The 21,790-nt window shown below is 44.3% G+C and carries 18 protein-coding genes and 2 pseudogenes; 17 read left to right on the plus strand and 3 right to left on the minus strand.

Translation table 11 applies throughout. The annotated features are described in order from the left end of the window. Window positions 1–2 precede the first annotated feature (2 nt). The 11 genes from tssK (at window position 3) to AAC852_RS05565 (ending at window position 15,247) form a co-directional block, all read left to right on the plus strand. Complete coding sequence (tssK, locus tag AAC852_RS05515) at window positions 3–1,355, plus strand: type VI secretion system baseplate subunit TssK (RefSeq protein ID WP_340620153.1); 1,353 nt, start codon at window positions 3–5, stop codon at window positions 1,353–1,355. Between the two features lie 15 nt (window positions 1,356–1,370). After that, window positions 1,371–2,150 (plus strand): type IVB secretion system protein IcmH/DotU, encoded by a 780-nt coding sequence (gene icmH / locus AAC852_RS05520; RefSeq protein ID WP_340620154.1) that lies wholly within the window; start codon window positions 1,371–1,373, stop codon window positions 2,148–2,150. A gap of 9 nt (window positions 2,151–2,159) precedes the next feature. Beyond that, window positions 2,160–4,808 (plus strand): type VI secretion system ATPase TssH, encoded by a 2,649-nt coding sequence (tssH, locus tag AAC852_RS05525; protein ID WP_340620155.1) that lies wholly within the window; start codon window positions 2,160–2,162, stop codon window positions 4,806–4,808. Continuing rightward, window positions 4,808–5,617 (plus strand): Fis family transcriptional regulator, encoded by an 810-nt coding sequence (locus AAC852_RS05530; protein ID WP_340620156.1) that lies wholly within the window; start codon window positions 4,808–4,810, stop codon window positions 5,615–5,617. The genes tssH and AAC852_RS05530 overlap by 1 nt, the downstream gene beginning before the upstream one ends. Continuing rightward, window positions 5,614–6,318, plus strand: coding sequence for a type VI secretion system-associated protein VasI (vasI, locus tag AAC852_RS05535; protein ID WP_340620157.1), 705 nt, complete (start codon window positions 5,614–5,616; stop codon window positions 6,316–6,318). The genes AAC852_RS05530 and vasI overlap by 4 nt, the downstream gene beginning before the upstream one ends. A 5-nt stretch (window positions 6,319–6,323) precedes the next feature. Continuing rightward, complete coding sequence (gene tssA, locus AAC852_RS05540; protein WP_340620158.1) at window positions 6,324–7,802, plus strand: type VI secretion system protein TssA; 1,479 nt, start codon at window positions 6,324–6,326, stop codon at window positions 7,800–7,802. Beyond that, on the plus strand, window positions 7,799–11,416 hold the full coding sequence (gene tssM, locus AAC852_RS05545; protein WP_422824254.1) for a type VI secretion system membrane subunit TssM: 3,618 nt from the start codon (window positions 7,799–7,801) through the stop codon (window positions 11,414–11,416). The genes tssA and tssM overlap by 4 nt, the downstream gene beginning before the upstream one ends. A 79-nt stretch (window positions 11,417–11,495) precedes the next feature. Further along, complete coding sequence (locus tag AAC852_RS05550) at window positions 11,496–12,839, plus strand: VasL domain-containing protein (protein ID WP_340620159.1); 1,344 nt, start codon at window positions 11,496–11,498, stop codon at window positions 12,837–12,839. A gap of 203 nt (window positions 12,840–13,042) precedes the next feature. Then, the gene (locus tag AAC852_RS05555; RefSeq protein WP_340620160.1) at window positions 13,043–13,294 is read left to right on the plus strand and encodes a hypothetical protein; all 252 of its coding nucleotides are present in this window, start codon (window positions 13,043–13,045) and stop codon (window positions 13,292–13,294) included. A 164-nt stretch (window positions 13,295–13,458) separates the two neighbouring features. After that, entirely contained in the window at window positions 13,459–13,845 is a 387-nt protein-coding gene (locus tag AAC852_RS05560) for a cupin domain-containing protein (protein ID WP_099134918.1), read from the plus strand. Between the two features lie 799 nt (window positions 13,846–14,644). Next, window positions 14,645–15,247, plus strand: coding sequence for a hypothetical protein (locus AAC852_RS05565; RefSeq protein ID WP_340620161.1), 603 nt, complete (start codon window positions 14,645–14,647; stop codon window positions 15,245–15,247). A gap of 36 nt (window positions 15,248–15,283) precedes the next feature. Here the strand turns inward: AAC852_RS05565 and AAC852_RS05570 are convergent, their stop codons facing one another. Beyond that, on the minus strand, window positions 15,284–15,649 hold the full coding sequence (locus tag AAC852_RS05570) for a DUF1090 family protein (RefSeq protein ID WP_340620162.1): 366 nt from the start codon (window positions 15,647–15,649) through the stop codon (window positions 15,284–15,286). Between the two features lie 121 nt (window positions 15,650–15,770). Here AAC852_RS05570 and AAC852_RS05575 point away from each other — a divergent pair. The 6 genes and pseudogenes from AAC852_RS05575 to gorA form a co-directional block, all read left to right on the plus strand. Continuing rightward, window positions 15,771–15,983, plus strand: a pseudogene (locus AAC852_RS05575) (primase-like DNA-binding domain-containing protein); the annotation flags it as partial. Window positions 15,984–16,318: 335 nt separating this feature from the next. Further along, window positions 16,319–16,828 (plus strand): hypothetical protein, encoded by a 510-nt coding sequence (locus AAC852_RS05580; protein WP_340620163.1) that lies wholly within the window; start codon window positions 16,319–16,321, stop codon window positions 16,826–16,828. After that, window positions 16,825–17,220 carry a DUF1240 domain-containing protein gene (locus tag AAC852_RS05585; RefSeq protein ID WP_340620164.1) on the plus strand — a complete coding sequence of 132 codons (396 nt, stop codon included), beginning with the start codon at window positions 16,825–16,827 and terminating at the stop codon, window positions 17,218–17,220. Before AAC852_RS05580 ends, AAC852_RS05585 begins: the two co-directional genes overlap by 4 nt. Before the next feature lie 99 nt (window positions 17,221–17,319). Then, window positions 17,320–17,427 (plus strand): annotated as a pseudogene (locus AAC852_RS05590) (phage major capsid protein); the annotation flags it as partial. Window positions 17,428–17,642: 215 nt separating this feature from the next. Next, the gene (locus AAC852_RS05595; protein WP_340620165.1) at window positions 17,643–18,485 is read left to right on the plus strand and encodes a 23S rRNA (adenine(2030)-N(6))-methyltransferase RlmJ; all 843 of its coding nucleotides are present in this window, start codon (window positions 17,643–17,645) and stop codon (window positions 18,483–18,485) included. A gap of 137 nt (window positions 18,486–18,622) precedes the next feature. After that, complete coding sequence (gorA, locus tag AAC852_RS05600; protein WP_340620166.1) at window positions 18,623–19,975, plus strand: glutathione-disulfide reductase; 1,353 nt, start codon at window positions 18,623–18,625, stop codon at window positions 19,973–19,975. Window positions 19,976–20,201: 226 nt separating this feature from the next. Here the strand turns inward: gorA and AAC852_RS05605 are convergent, their stop codons facing one another. Continuing rightward, entirely contained in the window at window positions 20,202–20,756 is a 555-nt protein-coding gene (locus AAC852_RS05605) for a hypothetical protein (protein ID WP_340620167.1), read from the minus strand. Then, window positions 20,753–21,763: an AAA family ATPase gene (locus AAC852_RS05610; RefSeq protein WP_340620168.1), complete on the minus strand. Its 1,011-nt coding sequence runs from the start codon at window positions 21,761–21,763 to the stop codon at window positions 20,753–20,755. The genes AAC852_RS05605 and AAC852_RS05610 overlap by 4 nt, the downstream gene beginning before the upstream one ends. Window positions 21,764–21,790: the final 27 nt, after the last annotated feature.

A 21,790-nucleotide genomic window follows, 5' to 3' on the forward strand; every position in this document is an offset into this window, starting at 1 on the left:
TCATGCCAGGAAAAAATCGGGTGATTTGGCACGAAGGATTATTCATCAAGCCACAACATTTCCAACAACAACAAAAACACAATGATTATCTGGCTCATAGTCTTGTCTCCGTATTGACAGCATATGGTCATGGTTTCAGTTCCCTGAGCATCAATGATGATTTGCTCAAGCTAGGACGCATCGGTATCACCGAAGCCAGCGGTATCATGCCAGACGGTACGGTATTTTCAGCACCGAGTCAGGATCTGCTGCCAAAACCGCTGGATATTGAAAATATCAATGACCTGAAAAGCAAAGATGTCTATCTGGCATTACCGATGTCCAGCGATACCATTCGTGAAGTGGCTGATCGGGATGCTGAGATTCAAAGCGCGGTACGTTATCGCGAATTGCCGAGCGATATTCGTGACCTGCATACTAAAGGCGGTGATTCCTCCATTCTTAATCTTGCTCAATTGACTCCGGTATTGATGCAGGGTTCTGAAGATATGAGTGCCTACACTGCCATTCCGCTGTGCCGCATTAAAGAAAAGCAGAAAGATGGCACAATCGTTTTGGATAACGAATTTATCCCAACCTGCCTGTCCATTTTTGTCGCTGACAAACTCAAGCGCTTCATGGTGGAAATTGACGGGTTGCTGACGGAACGTTCAAGAACATTGGCGAAACGTATCGGTTCTCCAGGTCAGCAGGGCGTTGCAGATGTGGCAGAATTCATGATGCTCCAACTGTTGAACCGCGTTCAACCTTTGTTCAATCATTATGCTAAACAAACCGTCCTGCACCCGTTGCATTTGTATACCCAATTGATCCAAACCTGTGGTGAACTGAGAACCTTCACGGACGCAAGCCGTCTGCCGGGAAATATTCTGGCCTATGACCACAATAATCTGACAGATACTTTCCAGGACGCTATGCACGCTATCCGCGATGCGCTGAACGTTGTTCTGACACCACGTGCAACATCAATTGCCTTGAAACAGAATGAAGGGGGCATTCGTGTCGCAACACTCCACGACAACGATTTGTTGCGCAAAGCCGAATTTGTTCTGGCTATCAGTGCCAGCACACCACAGGAGCAGTTGCGTCGTCAGTTCGTACAGCAAACCAAAGTCACTTCTATGGAGCGTATCCGTGATCTGGTCAGTGTCCAATTGCCGGGCGTACCACTGATTGCACTGTCCGCAGCACCTCGCCAATTGCCATATCACTCTGGATATACCTACTTCCGTCTGGATCAGAAGAGTCCGGCATGGAAAGAGATCCAGCAAGGCAATTCCATCGCGTTCCACGTATCAGGGGATTTCCCTGACTTAGATATGCAGCTCTGGGCTATCAGGGGCGGTAAGGATTAGTTATGAGGATTAGTCATGAGTGATATCAATGTTGACAGTCCGTCACTGGAAAAATTTGAAAAACAGGCTGAAACGTTGAGAACGTTTCAGCGCCAGTACCAGCTACCGTTACGTGGTGAAAGCCTTAACCCAATGATCGACGCAGCTACGCCTTTACTGGGGATGGTTCTGCGTTTGCAGGACATGAGTGATCAGGCACTGCCAGATAAGCTTTACCAACAGGTTGTTACTGACATTCGCGCTATTGAGCAGCTTTTGCAAACTAAAGGTTATGAGCCCGGTGCGATTGTTTCATTCCGTTACGTACTGTGCACCTTCATTGATGAAACCGCATTGGGGCACGGTTGGAACAGCCAGAATGGGTGGTTGAAGCAATCACTGTTGGTGCACTTCCACAATGAAACCTGGGGTGGTGAGAAAGTCTTTGTATTGCTCGAACGCCTGATGGGAGAGGCTCAGCGCTACCAGCATCTGCTGGAGTTCATTTACCTCTGCCTCTGTCTTGGTTATCGCGGACGTTACAAAGTCAGTACCCAGAAAAATGATGACTTTGATCGCTTGTTCCGCCGCTTGCAGCAACAGCTTCACTCACTGCGTGGAGAAGCACCGCCGACCACGCTGTATGTCAATATCAACGAGCAAGATGCGCGCTATCGCCTGAGCAGGCGTTTGAAAATCAAACATCTGTTTGTGATAAGCGTCGGTCTGCTGATTGCGATTTATAGCTTTTATGCCATCCGCCTCGGTGATCAGACTCAAGACATATTAAAGCAGCTAAATAACTTATTAAGATAGGAAGTCGCCATGATTCAGATTGATCTGCCCACTCTTGTAAACCGTTTAAACCCGATGACCCGTCATGCACTGGAAGCGGCGGCGGCATCCTGCGTTAGTCAGCAGCAACCTGAGATCACGGTTGCCCAACTACTGCTTCAAATGATCGATACACCACTCAGTGATGTGCGTTTGATCCTTAATAAAGCAGACGTTGATAAAGATCTGCTGAAAGAGCAACTCGATCAGGTGGTCACACATCATCAGGCGATTGTACAAACTTATCCAAACTTTTCTCCAATGCTGGTGGAATGGTTACAGGATAGCTGGCTGCTGGCTTCCACTGAGATGCAACATACCGAATTGCGCAGTGGCGTAATGCTGATTGCCTTGTTGTTTAGCCCCCTGCGCTATCTGGCTCCGCAGTCTGCACGTCTGCTGGCGGGCATTAACCGTGAACTGCTGCGCCAGAACTTTGCTGAATGGACAAATGGCTCTGCCGAACAGCCTTTCAGTGTCAGTGATAAAGAGGGGCAAGGTGTACATCCGGCAAACAGTGACAGCCTGCTGGCGCGCTTTACCCAGAACATGACTGAGCAGGCTCGTCAGGGCAAACTCGATCCGGTACTGTGCCGTGATAATGAAATTGACCTGATGATCGACATTCTTTGCCGCCGCCGTAAAAACAATCCTATCGTTGTGGGTGAGGCGGGTGTAGGTAAAAGTGCCCTGACTGAAGGTCTGGCGCTGCGGATTATCAATGACCGTGTACCGGATAAACTGCGCAACAGCGAATTGCTGACTCTGGATCTCGGTGCGTTACAGGCAGGAGCCGCAGTCAAAGGTGAATTTGAAAAACGTTTCAAAGGCATCATGACTGAAATTAATCAGTCATCTGTGCCGATCATCCTGTTTATTGATGAAGCCCATACCTTGATTGGGGCAGGTAATCAGGCAGGCGGACTGGACATCTCCAACCTACTGAAACCTGCACTGGCACGTGGTGAACTGAAAACCATCGCGGCAACGACATGGGGCGAATACAAAAAATACTTTGAGAAAGACGCGGCATTGTCTCGTCGTTTCCAGTTGGTGAAAGTCTCTGAGCCTAGTGCAGAAGAAGCAACCATCATTATGCGTGGCCTGAGAGCCATCTACGAGCAGGCACATGGTGTTCTGATCGACGATGAAGCACTGAAAGCATCAGCCGTATTGAGTGATCGTTATCTCTCTGGTCGCCAGTTGCCGGATAAAGCGATTGATGTTCTGGATACCGCTTGCGCCCGTGTAGCGATTAACCTGACATCGCCACCGCGTCAGATTTCCTCCCTGACGACCGAACTTCATCAAATGCAGATGGAAATTGATGTGCTGGAAAGAGAACAACGGATGGGGCTGAACGAACATGCAGAAAGACTGCAAGAGTTGCAAAACCAGCAACAAGAAATCCAGGAACAACTGACCACACTGGAAAGCAGTTGGCAGCAACAGCAGGAACTGGTGAAGCAGATCATCGAATTGCGCAGCCAACTTTTATCTGGTGATGAAGCAGAAAATAATGCGAGCGAACAAGAAGAAATTGCCGCAGAACCCACTGATGAACAATCTCTGATCGAAAAACTGGCACAACTCAACGCCCAATTAGCTGAACTTCAGCAGAAACAAACACTGGTTTCTCCGCATGTGGACAAAACCCAGATTGCCGCTGTTATCGCTGAATGGACGGGGGTTCCATTGAACCGTCTGTCACAGAGCGAATTATCAATCGTGACTGAATTGCCTATCCATTTGGGCCAAAGCATCAAAGGGCAGGAAATTGCTATTCAATACCTGCATAAACACCTGTTGACTGCGCGTGCTGACCTGCGTCGTCCGGGACGTCCTCTGGGAGCATTCCTGTTGGTAGGGCCAAGTGGCGTCGGTAAAACCGAAACAGTATTGCAACTTGCCGAACTGATGTTTGGTGGCCGTCAGTACCTCACCACAATCAACATGTCTGAGTTTCAGGAGAAACACACAGTTTCACGTTTGATCGGTTCTCCTCCGGGTTATGTGGGATACGGAGAAGGCGGCGTGTTGACCGAAGCTATCCGTCAGAAACCTTATTCCGTTGTCTTGTTGGATGAAGTGGAAAAAGCTCACCCGGATGTATTGAATTTGTTCTATCAGGCATTCGACAAAGGTGAACTGGCAGATGGTGAAGGTCGTATCATCGACTGTAAAAACGTTGTGTTCTTCCTGACCTCCAATCTGGGCTACCAAACCATTGTTGATTACGCCGAGCAACCAGAGCAGATCAATGATCAGCTTTACCCGGAATTGGCGGCATTCTTCAAACCTGCTCTGCTGGCTCGTATGGAAGTGATCCCTTACCTGCCGCTTGGCCATGAAACGCTGAAAACTATCATTCAGGCCAAGTTGGACAGACTGGACAAACTGTTGTCACAGCGCTTCAACGCAGAAGTCACCATCAGCGATGATGTGGCAGAAGAGATCCTGCAACGCGCTACCCGTGCGGAAAACGGCGCCCGTATGCTGGAATCCATTATTGATGGCGCACTGTTGCCACCGATTTCACTATTGCTATTGCAGAAAATGGCAACAGGCACCCCAATCAGTGCCATTCGGTTAACTGTGGCAGAACATGAGTTCCACGCAGAGGTTGAGGAGGCAGAATAATGAAACAGCGGCTGAAAAGCGCGTTAGCGTTATTGGAACATAACACCATTGAACAATTGGTTGACCACTTTTTGCTGGTGAGCCAAAGCTCGCGTTTTGATGCCCTTTTGGTTTTCCTGCTTAACATCAATGAAAACAGGCTGGAATGCTGTAATTTGCCGGATCTGAACTTACCAGAACATCAGCAAACCAACTCACGCAGGCTGCATGTGGATATTGATGATGTCAATAACCCATTGATACAAGTGTTACGTAAGGGAACCCCAACGTTATGGGATTCCCTTAACCACGGGGCACGTATTGACGATATTCACTTCCGCACATTCATTGCAGAGCTGCCGCATAACTGTGGGTTGTATGGCATTCCTCTGTTTGACTATAACGAACAGGCTTGTGGTGTTATTGCCATTTTTGCCGAAAATGTCAGCCATTTTACCAACAATGAAAACATGTTCGGCATCTATTGCCATGTTATGCAGCACCGTCTGAAAAAGTTGCAGGAGCTTGAACAACTGCGTGGGCAGCTACGCCAGATCCGTCAGGTATTTCAGGTCCAGCGCCAAAAAGAAAAACAATTGGATGAACTGCTTGCCTCCCTGAGTGAATCGAAAAACTCAAGGGCGGGCAGTATCTCCGTGGATTACAGTCACATCGATAATCTGCCAAAGGCCATAGAAGAATTTGAAAGTGCCGTGTTGGTTCAGCGTCAGCGTCAGTACGGCAATGACACCAGACTGATTGCTCAAAGTCTGGGCATTGCTCAGCGCACGTTGGTTTACAAACTGGCAAAATACGGGTGTAGATTATGAATATTGTTTTAATTATCAGTTCATTACTTGCGTCATTGGCAGGCAATCCCAAACTTGCGGAGATGGCAGGGGAAAAAGAAATCGCAGAGTCCAATCCACAGGAAGTGGTTGTGCAGGAAGTGGTTGTACAACAGGAAAAACAATTGGATGCACTGCAACAATGCCGTTTTGAGCCATCTCCTCTTATCCGACTGGCATGTTATGACAGGGAGTTGGATAACCTTAAGGTCAATACCATGCCAGTGACGCTGGAAAATATGGGACCTTTGTGGCGGCAGGCGATGGAGCAGGAAATGCAACGTACCGATTATTCCACTGGTTTCATCGTCACACAGGGAGAAAACGGTACAACTCGGATAGTCCTGACCACCCCTGCAATCGGGGTTCCGCCACCGCGTCCTGTTTTGATGTTGAGCTGCATTGATCACATCACCCGTTTGCAGGTAGCTCTGCCTAAACCGGCGGAGTCGGGGGAGGTCACTATCATGACAAACAAAACCCAGTTTAAAACCGAATGGTTCTTGCGGGAACGTGGTTACTTATGGGAATCCAGCCGTGGCTTGCCGGGAATTGATGAAATCAAACGCTTAATGGGCAGCGACCAGATGACCATCACACCAAATCAAGGTAGCCAGATAACCTTTAACATTTCTCAGTTGGAGCAGGCCGCGAAACCATTGCGCGAAGCCTGTCGTTGGTAATCGACATGGATATCAGAACACAATTCGACTGGTTCGGCTCCCTGCTGGCCCCACTGTCCGACGAGCAAATTGGCAAGGCTCTGGATGACAATGAGCCCGCATGGGAATTTATTGACGGTGAAATGATTAAATTCGGCTCGCTGTCACATGGCTCGCTGGATATTGGAGAAATTCAGCGACAGGCTCTGCAACTTTTCAGCGAAACCAGCAAAGATTTCCGGTTAATGGTGCACTTGCTGCGAACCCTGCAACACGCAGGGCATCCTGCTGAATTGCTCTTGGCGATGGAGCTGCTGACTGAGTACGTGAAAAACTACTGGGAAAAAGCATGGCCAAGCAAGCCATTGTTGAAGCGCCGTCTTGCACAGCAGGTGATCAAACGTTTTGATTCTGCTCAGGCAGGCTTTACAGAGCAATCCAGCAAAAATCAGCGGAATGATGCTCAAGGAGTATTAGCTCATCTTGCACAGTGCTGGCACGTCAGTGAACCTGATCTGGCAAAAGAAATTGATCAACTGCGTACCCGTTATAACCGCCAGCCAGAAGCAGGCACAGCACCATTACAGCCTGTTTCTGCGGTATCAACAGCACCCAAAGCGGAGACTAAAGCACATTCATATCAAACAGATTCACACCAGATAGATTCACATCAGGTAAATGAAATTGCACCACCGATGCCGGAAGTGGACGTCAATAGCTCCAGCGAAAAAGCGTGGAAGCAGACTCTGATGACGGTTTCAGATCTGCTTTGTGAACGATATCCGGAATCACCTATCGGTTATTGTCTGCGCCGTCATGCCGTCTGGCATACCATCACGACGGCACCCATGGCGAATGCCACGGGCAAAACCCCGTTAGCACCAACTTCTGCGGATCGCACTGCTGATTATTTGTCAAGGCTGCCAACAACGGATAACAAGCTGCTGACTCAGATCGAGCAGAGCCTGACGCTTGCGCCTTACTGGCTGGATGGGCACGCCATTGCTGCTCAGGCAGCGTTACAACTGGGCTATAAAAATGTTGCACAGGCCATTCGTAACGAACTGAATGCGTTTTTAGAACGGTTACCCATATTAAAAACCTTAAGTTTTTCCGATATGAGTCCGTTTATTTCTACAGAGACCCTGAATTGGCTGGCACCTGAACCAACTGCATCAACCGGAGGCGGTTCGGTGTCTGCTGATCAGGAAGCTATCTGGCAGTGTTTCCAGCAACAAGGGCTGGAAGCTGCCCTGAAGATGCTGGAAGAACATCAGCAACAACTCACGGAACCCCGTGATCAATTCTATGGTCAGTTGCTCAATGCTCAACTTCTTGAAGAAGCCGGCATGACAGCACTGGCACAGCAGCATTACCGGAATTTGTTACACACTGGACAACACATGTTATTGACTCAATGGGAACCCGGCCTGCTAACTTTACTGGCTGAAAAAATCCCTTCGCTTGATAAGGATACTGCTTCAAACAGGAGCGTTAACCCATGAAATGGCCCTCTTTGTCATCAATCTCTCAATTGAAATCGATTTTGCCGGCGCTAGGGAAATTTAAATCCATGCCGCGCCTTAAGGCAACAACAGCACTTATTCTGGCGCTTATTCCCTGTCTGCTTCTGATAGCGGTCTGGTGGTGGGGACCGGAATGGAAAATACGAGAAGATTACCCGCTGGAAAGCCTTGCTGCCCGTTGGTTGGCGACGGCCATTATTATTATGGCTGTGCTAGGTTGGATCGGCATGAAAGCATGGCGTCGCTTGCGTCAGCTTGAAAAACTGAACCTTGACGTTGAACTGAAAGTAGTTGATCCGGTACGCGTAGATATTGAATACCAAGACCGTTACCTTGATCACTGGAAATCGCAGTTACAGCGCCACCTGGACTCCTACAACTACCTGTATGAACGTCCGTGGTACATGGTGATCGGTAGCCAACAGAGCGGTAAAACCTCCCTGATTAAGGAAGGTTACAAACTATCTGAAATCGCTGCACCAGAATATCTGCGTCAGGATGGCGATATTCCTCTGTTGCTGCGTTGCTGGTTGGGGGAAAAAGCAGTCATCATTGACCCCAGAGGCCGTCTGATTGACCAGCCCGTTCCGCTGAACAGTGACAAACCACAGATCAACAGTCGCTTGTGGGAAGCCCTGCTGAACTGGTTATCGGAAAACCGCCAGCGTCAGCCGCTTAACGGGATTATTCTGACCGTAGATACCTTACGTTTGCTGACGGATAACCGCGAACAACGGGATCGTTACGTGCGGGAAATCCACCAGCGTTTGCAAGAAATCCGTCTGACCTTTCACAGTCAGTTGCCGCTCTATCTGGTAATGACCAAGATTGACCTGTTGCACGGCTTTGAGGCGATGTACCAGTCACTGGATCGCAAACAGCGTGATCAGATCCTTGGTGTGACTTTCAGTCTCAACAATCACCTTAGCAGCCGTGATGAAAAAGCATGGCGCAGTGAGCTGGAACAATTCTGGCAACAGTGGATGAACAACCTGAACGGTGCAATGCCGGATATGATGCTGAACAGTGTTGATGCCAACCAGCGCAGCGCATTGTTCAGCTTCACCCGTCAGATTCAGGGGCTGCACAGTTATATTGTGCAGATGCTGGAAGACATCCTGTACAACGACGAAAACCATCGTCCGATGCTGCGTGGAGTTTACCTGACTTCCGCCCATCAGGTGGGACAGATGGACGATATATTTACTCAATCGGCCTCGGCACAGTATCACCTCGGTACGCAGGCGTTTCCGACATGGCCGACGGGTGACACTTTGCCATACTTCACTCAGTCCCTGTTTGAAGACGTCTTGTTGGCAGAACCGAATCTGGCAGCAGAAAACCGTATCTGGCTGAGCCGCAATCGCCGCCAGTTATACACCTTCTCCACTATTAGTGCACTGGTCATACTGACAATGTGGGGGGGCTGGCACTACTTCTACCAGAAAAACTATCGGGCCGGGGAAGAGGTACTGGCAGAGGCGAAAAAATTCCTCTCTGTACCTGCTCCGAAAGGCGATGACAACTACGGTAGTCTCCAACTGCCATTGCTGAACCCAATCCGTGACGCAACATTGGCTTACGGTAACTACTATGAGAACAAATCTTTCCTGACAGATATGGGGTTATATCAGGGCAGCCGGGTAGGGAAGAAAGTGGAAAACACGTATCTGAATCTGCTGGAACAGCATTTCCTGCCATCTCTGATGCGTGTTCTGTTGGATGACCTGAATAAAGCACCGGCAGGCAGTGAGGAAAAACTCGAAATTCTGCGTGTCATGCGCATGATGGAAGATGAGAGTAAACGTAATAAAGGGTTGGTGGCACAGTATATGCGCGAGCGTTGGAGTAAAGCGTTCTATGGCCAACGTGATGTGCAGGATGCTTTGCTGACTCACCTGAATTACGCGTTGGATCTTTCTAAATGGAAAGAGAAACGTGATGCAGGCGATCGGGAGGCCATTGATAGCTTCGCTCCGTTTGCGAAACCAATCCGACAAGCTCAGCAGGAGCTGAGTACGCTCTCCGTCAAACAACGGGTTTATCAGAACCTGCGTATCAAGGCTCAGGATACGCTGTCAGCGCCTATCAATCTGCGTGATCAGATTGGGCCGAGCTTTGACAGTGTGTTTGTCGCCAGTAACGAAAAACGATTAGTGATACCTCAGTTCCTGACCCGTCATGGCCTCATGGATTACTTCGTTCAGCAGAGTGATAAGTTGGTGGAGCTGACCGAGATGGATAGCTGGGTGCTGAACTTATCGAAGAATAAAGATCAATACAAAGAGTCGGAGCCGTCACAGCGTAAAGACAATTACAGTAAGGCAGATCGAGATAGGATTGAGAGTGAAATCACTGAACTGTATCTGGCAGATTACACCGCAACATGGCGGGCAGCGATGAACAACCTCGAAGTCCGTGATTTTGAGGATTTGCCACAGGCTATCAGTGCCATTGAACAGGTGATTAGTGGTGAACAGCCTATCAAACGGGCGTTACAAATCCTGAGCGATAACACCAATCCGCCGATGCTCGACAGCTCATTGAGCAACACGGAAAGAAATGCGTTATTGGAGAAGAAGGATTACAGCTTATTGACAAATATCAGCCGTGGTTTTGCCCAGGAAACCGGCGTATTGATTGAGCATGGTGATAAGGGCAGTACATTGCAAAGCGTCTACCAGAAATTGATGGCATTGCATCGTTATCTGCTGGCTATCCAGAATTCACCAACTCCCGGTAAGGCGGCACTGCAAGCCGTTCAGATGCGTCTGGATAAGAACAACAGTGATGCGATTTTTGAAGTACAGCAAATGGCGAAAAATCTGCCTGAGCCATTGGATCGCTGGGTTGGGGAGCTGGCTAATCAGGCATGGCGTGTGGTGATGATGGAAGCGGTACGCTCACTGGAAGTGGAATGGCAAGATACTGTCGTCAAACAGTACAACACCTATCTGGCTGGCCGTTATCCGTTCAATCCGAATGCTAAAGAAGAAGTACCGTTAAGCGAATTTGAGCGCTTCTTCCGTCCAGACGGCACACTGGATGCTTTCTACAAGCAGAGCCTGAAACCGTTTGTGGCAAACAACCTCACCACGGGTACGGATGGTCGTGAACTGATCCGTCCTGACGTGTTGAAACAATTGGAGAATGCGAACCGTATTCGTGCCACCTTCTTCTCACCACAAAACGGGCTGGGAACTCAGTTTGCCATTGAACCCGTGAACCTGACCGGTAACAAACGCCGTGCTCTGTTGAACCTTGATGGTCAGTTGGTGGATTATACCCACGGACGCAGTAATGTTGCGCGTCTGATATGGCCGAACACCATGCGTGCGGGTACAGAAAGTAAGCTGACTCTGATGCCGGACAGAAGCAACCAGGCACCGCGTTCTGTCAGCTACGTGGGGCCGTGGGCACAATTACGGTTGATTAACAGCGGCAAACTGACCAACGTTCAACCGGGTTCCTTCGACGTACGCTTTAGCGTAGATGGTGGTGAGGTGACCTACCGCATCTACGTGGATGAATCGGACAATCCGTTTGCTGGTGGGTTGTTCAGCCAGTTCAAATTGCCAGACACCCTCTATTGAGGTGAAGGTTTGGGTAAGTCTTGAAAGCAAAACTCCCCCTGCCTTCGGGCAGGGGTTTTTTTAAGGAGAAAAAATAGACATGAGCGGGCACCCTGAAAATCTCATTATTCGGGCGGGTGGCAGTCCACTGAACTTGCCGGAATTCGCGGTTATCCGCGACGAAATCAACAAAACCAGTCATCCGTCGCAACCGGAAGTGAACTGGATGCTGGTGGAATCGCTGTCACTGACCTTGTTCAAAACCAATGGCGTCGATTTACAGACGGCAATTTATTACACATTAGCCAGAATGCAGCTAAACGGGTTGGCGGGATTCACTGAGGGCTGTGAATTGCTGGCAGGTGTTATCGTCAGTGAATGGGATGCTTTGTGGCCGCCACAACCGCAGGTACGGACTGATTTGCTGGAATGGTTCCACAACCGTACCGGTAGCATACTGCGTCAACTAGACTTTGCCGCCAGTGACCTGCGGATGATTTATCGTGCCGAGCGGGCACTCCAGCTTATTATTGACCGATTACAGCAATCCGATCTGAAACGCCTGCCGAGAGTGGAAAACTTACTGTGGTTCTTCCAGAACGCGGCGAAAAAACTGGAGAAGCCACGGCAGGCTGCGAAACCGGTACAACAACCCGTACAGATGCCACCACTGGTCTACCTGTCTAAATCCGAATCAGAGCCGGAAACATCACCATCTTCTCTACCGACGTATCCTGAAAGTATTCCGACGGATAACCAGCAGAGGGTCAAAGTACAGTTTCCTGAACAACCGCCACGCGGTCTGACAGCATGGCAGGGCTTTGGGCTTGGGGCATTGTTGGGGACATTGGTACTGATAGGGTGTTGGTTGCTGCTCTACAAGCCGTTACAACAGCAACTGAATGCCATTACAGAACAACCAGCAGGCTCACGGTTGGCGTGGCTGTATCAGCCAACCTTAACAGACTACTCATTTCAACTTGATCGTTTGGCAGAGACATCTCCACTCGCCACATGGGACGCTGCCCGGACAGTGACAACAACCGCTGAGAAACAGTGGCCCCAATCGGCAGAGCAGGTTAACGCCACCCGTCACTGGCAACAACAAATGACTGCCCGTATCGACAGCGTACCGTTGAAAGGCAGTTGGTACACCACTCGTGATCAACTCCAGCAACTGGTGGACAAAATTCTGTTGCAGGAGCGCACCCGTGGCAGTTTTACCCTCTCTTATCTTAAGACTGCCATTTACGACATCCAGCGCAGTCACGGCAGCGAAGTACCATTGGAAGAGCTGTTGCGCCAGTTGAGCACTCATGTAGAAAAAGGTGAAGCGGTTCCGCCTGTACTGATGAAGGGAATCGATGACCGTTTTAACGCTTTGCTCGGCCGTTATGACCGACTGCGTCATGCGACTGAACAGCGTGATCGTGTCGCCAAATAAAGTCGGTGGCGAATAAACCAGGGAAACATACAATGTCAATAGAGAAGAATATAGCTAACCTGAATTCTGGATAAGAAATTGACGAAGTGCCTGTTCCAAGAGCAAAGTTTTGGTGCTCGCCAAAAAAATGCTCTGAGGAGGAACAGGCAATGACCAACAGCAGGTTACTCAAGTAGAAACACCTTGTGGTCATGTTACCCATTATGAATAAGACGAATGGGGCAAACTTGCGGCGGCAGATTCTGCCGGAAGGGCGGCAAATACTGACTCTGGATTATCTGGCAGCAGCGAAAGTTCGCGGAAAGAAACTCGAATGTCAGACCGAAACATATCCAAGATCTGATTTCTTAGACGACCTCTTGTTAAAAACGACTGCGTGCAAAGACATAAGGTGTCGGAGCGGACAGAAAACGTTAAATACCGTGGATCATCCCCAGGATTTTAATTTCAAATGAACACGTTTTCCCTGGTGTAGGAAAATAGTAATATTTTAAAATTAATGAGGCAGCGTTATAATAATTGTAAAAATTTGTTTTTTTACATGTGCATAAATGTTAAATTCGAACGCTTGGCTTAATAAAGAGTAAAAAATACTCATTCGAAATATAAGGATGTAATTGTGATAGAGTTTGCTAGTTTTTCTACAGAAGATGCTATTAAAGATGATGCTGTTGGTATTTCTGTCAGGCAGATTATAAAAAAAGAAGGACTAAACGCTTATGCTACGTTTATCAATGCAGGAAAGAGAGTTGGATGCCATAATCACAGTAGCGGAGATGAATGGTATATAATACTTTCTGGTGAGGGAGAAATATGGACAGGTGAAGTAGTCGATAATGAGGTTCATGATGTCCAAAAAAAGCGATTTTCCCAAGGATGTATTTTTTGTATTTATCCAAATACAGCACATCAACTTGTTGCTTATGAAAATGTAAAATTAATATTTTTATGCCCAGAGTCCCATTTATCCCATGATAGAGTATGTTTTGCAGATATATGTGAATAATTATTGTGCAAAAGTGATAGACTGTATTACTAATTTCCCAAAATTTTATTAGTGGCTTAATCAATTTTTCTACTGAACAATTCATATGCTACCTTCTGAAAATCATTCTGATTAATTATTATTCTTTCTCATATTTATAATTTTAAATATGAATGATATTACTATAGCTTTCATGGTTTAGCGTTGTCAGATTAACTGTTTGAGTGAAAAAATTCAATAGTATAATAAAATAGATGCAAATAACTAATCGTGAGCCAAGAAGTTATAATATAAAATACGCCATGAAAAAACACTGCTCTGTATAAATAGACAGTATTTTATTTCCTGCTGAGTCTGTTCAAATCTATTTTTTATAGAAAATTTAATATGCTTAATTAACTACAGGTTACCACTAAATTACATTAGTAATAATTCGTTTCATTTATTATTTGTTTACCATATTTTTCTATTTGAAACAGGAAAAATTGTTAGTAGACTTAATATACTTTTCCTTTGCATAAAGCACCCCTGCATAGTGTTTTTATGAATAATAACAATAGAGGTTAATTTGTTACCTTATAAACCCTCATAAGACATGAAATAGCAGTGTAGCGTAATCGCTTTTTGTGAGTGATGTGGAGCTATCTCCATAAGTGAAGTTATATTCTCGTAACATTTTGTGAACCTGTAATAGCAAAGCTGCAGATTGAAAGCAGTTGAGGGACTTTTTCGCTCTGATTTTTATTGATATTCAATATAGAGTATGAGATTACGACATTGTAATAAAATTGGTATAGAAGGCGTTTAGTGATGCAGTAATATGTTGATTAAAAAGGATAAAATTCCAAAACCGTTTTCTCATATCAAGTTTGATTATGAAGGGGGAATGATGTTTTTCCATGCTGTCAACAAAAATAATATCGTCGCACTTACATTAATATTGAGCATTGTCATTTTCTTTTTATCTGTTAGTAACAGTAAGTTGAGTATTATCGATTATGCAGATAAACATTGTCAGAAGAATACTGCTTGTCTGATTGATATGAATAAAATCGCATCCTTTGATTGGGATAAAATGTATATTCTGGATAAAGGAATGAATCATAAAGACATTGAAGATATTATCGGTGCTGCTTTTACAGGAAAGGCCAGCCTTTTTTATAAGATTATTTTTGTCAGAAATCAGCGAGTGGTTTATGAAGATGAGTATGATCCCTATGTAAAGTCTTATGAGAAAAAATTTCTGAAACCGGATTTTCAGTATCCTTATGATGGAAAAGGAAATTATTTAAATTATTATGTCATCTCTAAGGATAACGCGATTCTTTCAATGAAAATTGAAAAGAGACCTCCCGCAAGTGATAAAGTTTATTACAAGTTATCTCCTTCCAATCCACAGCAGGTTAAGGAAAAAAACTTGTAAATATATTCAATTATTGGTTGGTGCTTTAGTGCAGTCCTAATATTTCTTTTTGGCCTGCACTTTTTTAGTTTTATCCTTTGTTTTGTATTTAGAGCGGGAGCGTGAATTTTTTGAGGAGTTAACTGTATTTGATGGAATATCAGAAGCCGAATTACTTTGATGTACTGGAGGTTGTTCTTGCAGGTTTTTTAGACGTCTTTCCCATTCACAAGTTACATTGAGGCTTTCCAGCGTTCGGGTTAACCCGGCAATCAATCTTTTATCCTTATCATTTTGTGCGTACTTAAGTTGTTTTTCTAATGTTTTCTTTTTTTCCTCACATCCAGCTTTACTGGGGGTTGCATAGGCAATACTCATACTGAAAACGATCAATACAGATAAGATCATAGTTTTCGACTTCATGAATTATTCCTAATATGGTTTTAAGTAATTATCCAAAATTTTATATGCTGATCTGGATTTGATCCTAAAAATTTGACCATAGTTACAACTCACAGGGGGAGGATGGAGGCTTTTATCTTTTTATTTATCTTTTATGGAAGCACACGGTTTTGAGCGGCCGTTAACTCTGACAAAATTTGGTGAATCCATCCCTAAAATTATGCAGGAGTACCGGAAGGGTTATCGAAAAACGAGAACAAAGAGAGGGTATTCTTATAATATTGAGCTATCGGAAGAAGCAGAAGAATGGCTGCCGTCGCTACCTGAGCATAAAAATCTCAATATTATACCATGATAGGTTTTTAGGTTTAACTATGCACTCTGTACATTAAATAGCGTATTTTTCTGATTTTAAATATAAAAATAGAATGTATAATTATTCTTCCTCTGTACACCAAGTATACGTCCTATACATAATCTGAAAAAATTTGAGTTAACAGATGAATAGTTAATGAATACCATATTAATTGTCACAAATCCAGATATGACAGGCTTCTTAGAAATTATGCACTGTGTGTACAGTGGATGGCTTCAAAAAGATTTTTAGGGGAATCATCAAGTATAAGATAGTTATTTTTTATTAGTATTATGATGATATTTTGGAATTATTAAATAGTATGGAGAGCTTAGATGACAAGACGTAAAAGTTATAATCCCACTTGGGACGGTAGACGTCTTATCAGAGGAACACGATATGGTGTCAATCACCCGCAAATGTTGGCAATGGGAATAGGGCAGCAAGGTCTTAATACAAGTATTGTCAAGGGTATTAGGTTCTGTATCGTTTTTTCTATTGGCTATCGAATAATAGAAGGTATTTTTAAAGATGAATATACCTTAGCCGATTTTATCGGAAATATAACAATAGATATGGCTAAAACCGCTATTGTTGCTGCTGTATCTTGGGCTGTCGGTACATTTTTAACTGCTACAGCTATTTTAGGCAGTAGTATTATTGTTGTTGCTGGAGTAGTTCTTCTTGCGGGTATTTTAATTACCATTGGTTTAGACTATGTTGATAAAAAATATGGAATAAGTGAAAAGTTAATAGCATTATTAAAAGAGGAAATGAAAAGAAAACCAAGAACACCGGAAGCAGACTTACAATATTTTTTCAATGTGATGGGAAGAATCAGGTGAATAGCAAATATTTAAAAGCATTAGCTGGGGTAATGTTATTAATTATATTTACACCTATTGTGTTTTTAATTGGTGATTATTTTCTTTCATTAATATTCATGAAAGATGAGATAACATTTTCTAGCGGTATTATCATAGGTTTTATGTCTTCTCCTCTATTGTTATATTCTATATCAGGATCTATTTTTTTCTTTATATTTGATAGATTACCTAAATTTAACAAGATAATTGTTAAGTATTTGAGTAGGTTGATGATTGCGTCATTTATAATTGGTTTTCCTCTCTCTTTTTATGTTGATTATAAGTTAAAACATGATGGTTATCTGACATGTGATAAAATATCGTGGATGTCACCAACCACCTATGTAAAAGATTTATCCCTGTGTAAATGAAAAAATTTGTAAATATTCTGTCATTATATTTTGTCCTGTTTAGCCTCCAAAATTTGGAGGCTTTTTAGTTATTTTGCATAGTATTAAATAGTGTCTTAGATCATGCAGCAACTCGCTGATGAGTCGGTCATGCGCCGAATCTGTACGATTAAAACCACTCGCCGCAACGCATATAAACAGCTTGTTTCGGTCGGTGGCGCAGCAGTAGCCCCCCGTGGGGTAATCCGTTATCCCACACACTCAGCTCCTTTCGACTACATTTACTCTTTTTAAGATGCTCTGACAGCATTTACTTTGTTACTATGCTTTGTTGTGTTTTAGTGCTCGTGCAATGAATTGTGGGGTAACGCGTGGGGTAATAAAATGACTTTTTCACCTTGTGTAGAACTAAAACTTATTAAAAATCAACAGGAAATAAATTAATGCTAAGTTATCGTCACAGTTTCCATGCGGGCAATCACGCTGATGTGCTTAAACACATTGTACAAAGCCTGATCATTGAATCACTTAAGACAAAAGAGAAGCCTTTTCTTTATTTAGATACCCATGCAGGCGCGGGTCGTTATCAATTGAGCGGAGAGCATGCCGAGCGTACGGGTGAGTATCTGGAAGGTATTGCTCGTATCTGGCAACGTGGTGATATTCCTGATGAGTTAAACGCTTATATGAGGGCTGTTAAGGCGCTGAATCAAAATGGTGTTCTGTGTTACTACCCTGGTTCCCCTTTGATTGCCCGTCATTTATTACGGGAAAACGATGAGCTTAATCTGAGTGAATTGCATTCAAGCGACTTTCCTTTATTACGCAGCGAGTTTTCCCGTGACAGACGTGCACGTGTTTTGCGTGAAGATGGTTATCAGCAACTGAAATCAAAATTACCTCCTAAAACTCGTCGTGGGTTGGTGCTGATCGATCCATCCTATGAATTGAAATCAGATTATCAGAATGTCGTTAAAGGTATTTTGGAAGGGCACAAACGTTTTGCGACGGGAACTTATGCGTTGTGGTATCCGGTTGTGCTTCGTCAGCAGATTAAACGTCTAGTGAAAGAACTAGAGGCGACAGGGATCCGCAAGATTTTGCAGATTGAATTAGGTGTGCGTCCAGACAGTGATCAGCGTGGTATGACAGCATCCGGCATGATTGTTATCAACCCACCGTGGAAGTTGGAACAGCAGATGCGGTCTGTTCTGCCATGGCTGCATCAGGTACTGGTTCCTGAAGGTACGGGACATACTTTAGTAGAGTGGATTGTGCCGGAATAAGGCGTCGTTGGTTTGATAGCTTTGGCCTATGACAATAAGAGCCAGAATCGTCATGAACAGTGATAACTTTTTGTAATAATATGATTTATGCTTAAATTTTAGTCGGTAAGTTAATTGATTAGACGGAAGTGCCTAAGATGAGTAAACATTACGATTATATTGCAATTGGTGGTGGCAGTGGTGGTATTGCTTCCGTTAACCGTGCGGCCATGTATGGGCAGAAATGCGCCCTGATTGAAGCAAAAGCATTGGGCGGAACATGTGTTAATGTGGGGTGTGTACCGAAGAAAGTGATGTGGCACGCCGCGCAGGTTGCGGAATCTATTCATCAATATGGCTCTGATTATGGTTTTGATACAACAGTAAATCATTTTGACTGGAAAAAATTGATTGCCAGCCGTTCCTCCTATATCGATCGTATTCATATGTCGTATGAACGTGTGTTAGGTAACAATAAAGTAGATGTTATTCAGGGATTCGCGCGTTTTGTTGATGCAAAGACAATTGAAGTAAATGGCGAAAAAATTACGGCTGACCATATTTTGATTGCGACGGGTAGTCGTCCGATGTCCCCTGCTATTCCCGGTGCAAAATATGGTATTGATTCAAACGGTTTCTTTGAACTGGATGAGATGCCAAAACGTGTTGCAGTCGTAGGCGCAGGCTATATTGCTGTGGAAATTGCAGGTGTTTTGAATGCGTTGGGAAGTGAAACCCATCTTTTTGTTCGTAAGCATGCGCCATTACGTTCTTTCGATCCGTTGATTATCGATACGTTGTTGGAAGTTATTAAAAATGAAGGGCCAACATTGCATACGGAAGCGATACCGAAAGCGGTGATTAAAAATGCTGATGGTAGTTTGACGCTGCAATTGCAGGATGGCCGGGAACAGACGATTGATACATTGATATGGGCGATTGGACGTGAGCCAGTGACGGATAATCTGAATCTGGCGGCGGCAGGTATTGAGCTGAATAAGCAAGGATACATTCAGGTCGATAAGTACCAGAATACGAATGTGAAAGGTATTTATGCCGTGGGCGATAACACGGGAGCGGTGGAGCTGACGCCAGTTGCGGTTGCAGCAGGTCGTCGTTTATCGGAACGTCTGTTTAACAACAAACCGGAAGAACATCTGGATTATACCAATGTTCCAACAGTCGTATTCAGCCATCCGCCAATTGGTACTGTAGGATTAACAGAACCACAGGCAAGGGAGCAATATGGCGATGATCAGGTGAAAGTTTATACATCATCATTTACCGCAATGTATACCGCGGTGACAAGGCATCGTCAGCCATGTCGTATGAAGCTGGTTTGTGTAGGTAAGGATGAGAAAATTGTAGGTATCCACGGTATCGGTTTTGGTATGGATGAGATCCTGCAAGGCTTCGCAGTTGCGCTAAAAATGGGGGCAACGAAAAAGGATTTTGATAATACGGTGGCAATCCATCCAACGGCGGCAGAAGAGTTTGTGACTATGAGATAGGAAGATGATGCAGGAAAAGCATCTTCTTATTTTTATGACTAATTGAAAACCACGTTCTATGGGCGTGGTTTTCAACAGGTTTTGGTTCTGCTTTATTGATTTTTGGGTTTGACAGTAACAGAGCTGGTAGAGGTTTATGTTTAGAATAAAATTAATACCACCTTCTATTGAAAGCGGATTTTTGTTTTTATTTTTGAATAAAGGTCAGAACTAATTCTGGCTTTTATTATTGGGGAGCAGATAGTTCGCTCTTTCTTATGACTGGGCATTGAGTTAATACTCGGTTCCATTGTTGTACAGTCATACAATGTACTTCAAAAGGTTTTTTCCATCCTCTTTCGGGGCCTTTTATCCAATCTGTATGCCAAATTTTGTGTTGTAAACCAGCAAGTTCGGCAGGTTGTAATGATGATAAGCCAATGAGAATGATATATTGCATAGGTTTATCTACTATGCCTTGTTCTAAGCTGAGATAGATTAAACTATCGCGTAACTTAGGAAATAACTCTTTGTTAACAAGGTCATCGCTTTGCAGTTTGCGTCGGAACTTTGTTTGTTCTCTTTCTTTAAGATGATTAGGGATCATTCTATTTTCAGGATCCTTAATTTCTATTAACCAAAGTTGGTTTGACCATTCGACTACAAAATCGACGGATTTCAATAAGTGACTGAGACCATGCCCCTCAGGACCTTCTTTATCTAATTTTCTTACTGATTGCGCTTTAGAAAAATCGAAATACAGATCACCTTCAATCCACTCAGGATGCATTTGTGCTGTCATCTTGCATTCCCTAATGAATGTTGAATTTCAAGGTCATACAGACGTAAATATTCATCAGCAATTTTATTGGGTCTCACATCTTTATATTGTTCAAACATATGGTTTATTACACCATCTTGTTTGGTTTTTTCTAGCGCAAAATAACGTATAGGGTTGTTTTGCTGTTTAGCAAATTCCAGTTCTTTCAAAAAAGCATAGTTATGTGTTGCAACGAAGATTTGCACACCACGTTCGGCGAGCATTACGAGTATTTTCGCGACATTCTGCATTAAAGAGGGATTAAGATTAGCTTCTGGTTCATCCCAAAATAGGGTGTTATTACTAAATAGAGAGCCATTATGAATGAGTTGCCAAATTAGCGCTAATTTGCGATGACCTTCAGCGATCAAAGAAATTTCTAATTTAGAATTCCCTGAAGTCAACTGGAATTCTTCTCCATGAAGACTGACACGGCCTCCGACTGTTCTACGAATTAATTCCAGCAAAGGTTGCTCATCTTTAAGTGGCATTCCTTTGCGAGCAGGTAGGTAAGCCTGTTTTACGATGTCGTAATAGATTTCTTCGAATGCCAGTTCATATTTGTCGTATAACGAAATAAATCCAGGAGCAAAGGACAATACTTCTTTTACGGGAATAAAAACAGGTTCTTTAGATAAATTAAGTTGACCTTCTACTTCGAAGAGATGATGACGTGTATTGTCGAACTTAAGTGTAAGCGTTTTTTCAAACAGGCCACGATGTGAAGTAATATTGACTAATGCACTGGTTGACCCTTTTTTGCGTGCTACTAGTCTGGAAACGTTACCACCACTTGGACGAAAGACATTCGCGAGTTTTTGTTTTAACTCATCGGTATTGTGCCCTTTTTGTTGCACACAATATAATAGTTTCATTAAATGGGTTTTACCGGTTCCGTTTTCACCAATAAAGACGTTTATTCCAGAAACAAATTTAAATTCTGTCTGTTTAAAGGCACTAAAATTTGTTAATTCTAAAGTGGTAAACATGGTGCACTCCTACCCGGTTGTTTTTGT

The sequence above is a fragment of the Xenorhabdus siamensis genome, from assembly GCF_037996745.1.
Taxonomy (GTDB): Bacteria; Pseudomonadota; Gammaproteobacteria; order Enterobacterales; family Enterobacteriaceae; genus Xenorhabdus; species Xenorhabdus indica.

Bases quoted from the DNA above. Each gene is read 5' to 3' on its own strand.
- tssK (WP_340620153.1), top strand. From the start codon at position 3: ATGCCAGGAAAAAATCGGGTGATTTGGCACGAAGGATTATTCATCAAG.
- icmH (WP_340620154.1), top strand. From the start codon at position 1,371: ATGAGTGATATCAATGTTGACAGTCCGTCACTGGAAAAATTTGAAAAA.
- tssH (WP_340620155.1), top strand. From the start codon at position 2,160: ATGATTCAGATTGATCTGCCCACTCTTGTAAACCGTTTAAACCCGATG.
- AAC852_RS05530 (WP_340620156.1), top strand. From the start codon at position 4,808: ATGAAACAGCGGCTGAAAAGCGCGTTAGCGTTATTGGAACATAACACC.
- vasI (WP_340620157.1), top strand. From the start codon at position 5,614: ATGAATATTGTTTTAATTATCAGTTCATTACTTGCGTCATTGGCAGGC.
- tssA (WP_340620158.1), top strand. From the start codon at position 6,324: ATGGATATCAGAACACAATTCGACTGGTTCGGCTCCCTGCTGGCCCCA.
- tssM (WP_422824254.1), top strand. From the start codon at position 7,799: ATGAAATGGCCCTCTTTGTCATCAATCTCTCAATTGAAATCGATTTTG.
- AAC852_RS05550 (WP_340620159.1), top strand. From the start codon at position 11,496: ATGAGCGGGCACCCTGAAAATCTCATTATTCGGGCGGGTGGCAGTCCA.
- AAC852_RS05555 (WP_340620160.1), top strand. From the start codon at position 13,043: ATGAATAAGACGAATGGGGCAAACTTGCGGCGGCAGATTCTGCCGGAA.
- AAC852_RS05565 (WP_340620161.1), top strand. From the start codon at position 14,645: ATGTTGATTAAAAAGGATAAAATTCCAAAACCGTTTTCTCATATCAAG.
- AAC852_RS05570 (WP_340620162.1), bottom strand. From the start codon at position 15,649: ATGAAGTCGAAAACTATGATCTTATCTGTATTGATCGTTTTCAGTATG.
- AAC852_RS05580 (WP_340620163.1), top strand. From the start codon at position 16,319: ATGACAAGACGTAAAAGTTATAATCCCACTTGGGACGGTAGACGTCTT.
- AAC852_RS05595 (WP_340620165.1), top strand. From the start codon at position 17,643: ATGCTAAGTTATCGTCACAGTTTCCATGCGGGCAATCACGCTGATGTG.
- gorA (WP_340620166.1), top strand. From the start codon at position 18,623: ATGAGTAAACATTACGATTATATTGCAATTGGTGGTGGCAGTGGTGGT.
- AAC852_RS05605 (WP_340620167.1), bottom strand. From the start codon at position 20,756: ATGACAGCACAAATGCATCCTGAGTGGATTGAAGGTGATCTGTATTTC.
- AAC852_RS05610 (WP_340620168.1), bottom strand. From the start codon at position 21,763: ATGTTTACCACTTTAGAATTAACAAATTTTAGTGCCTTTAAACAGACA.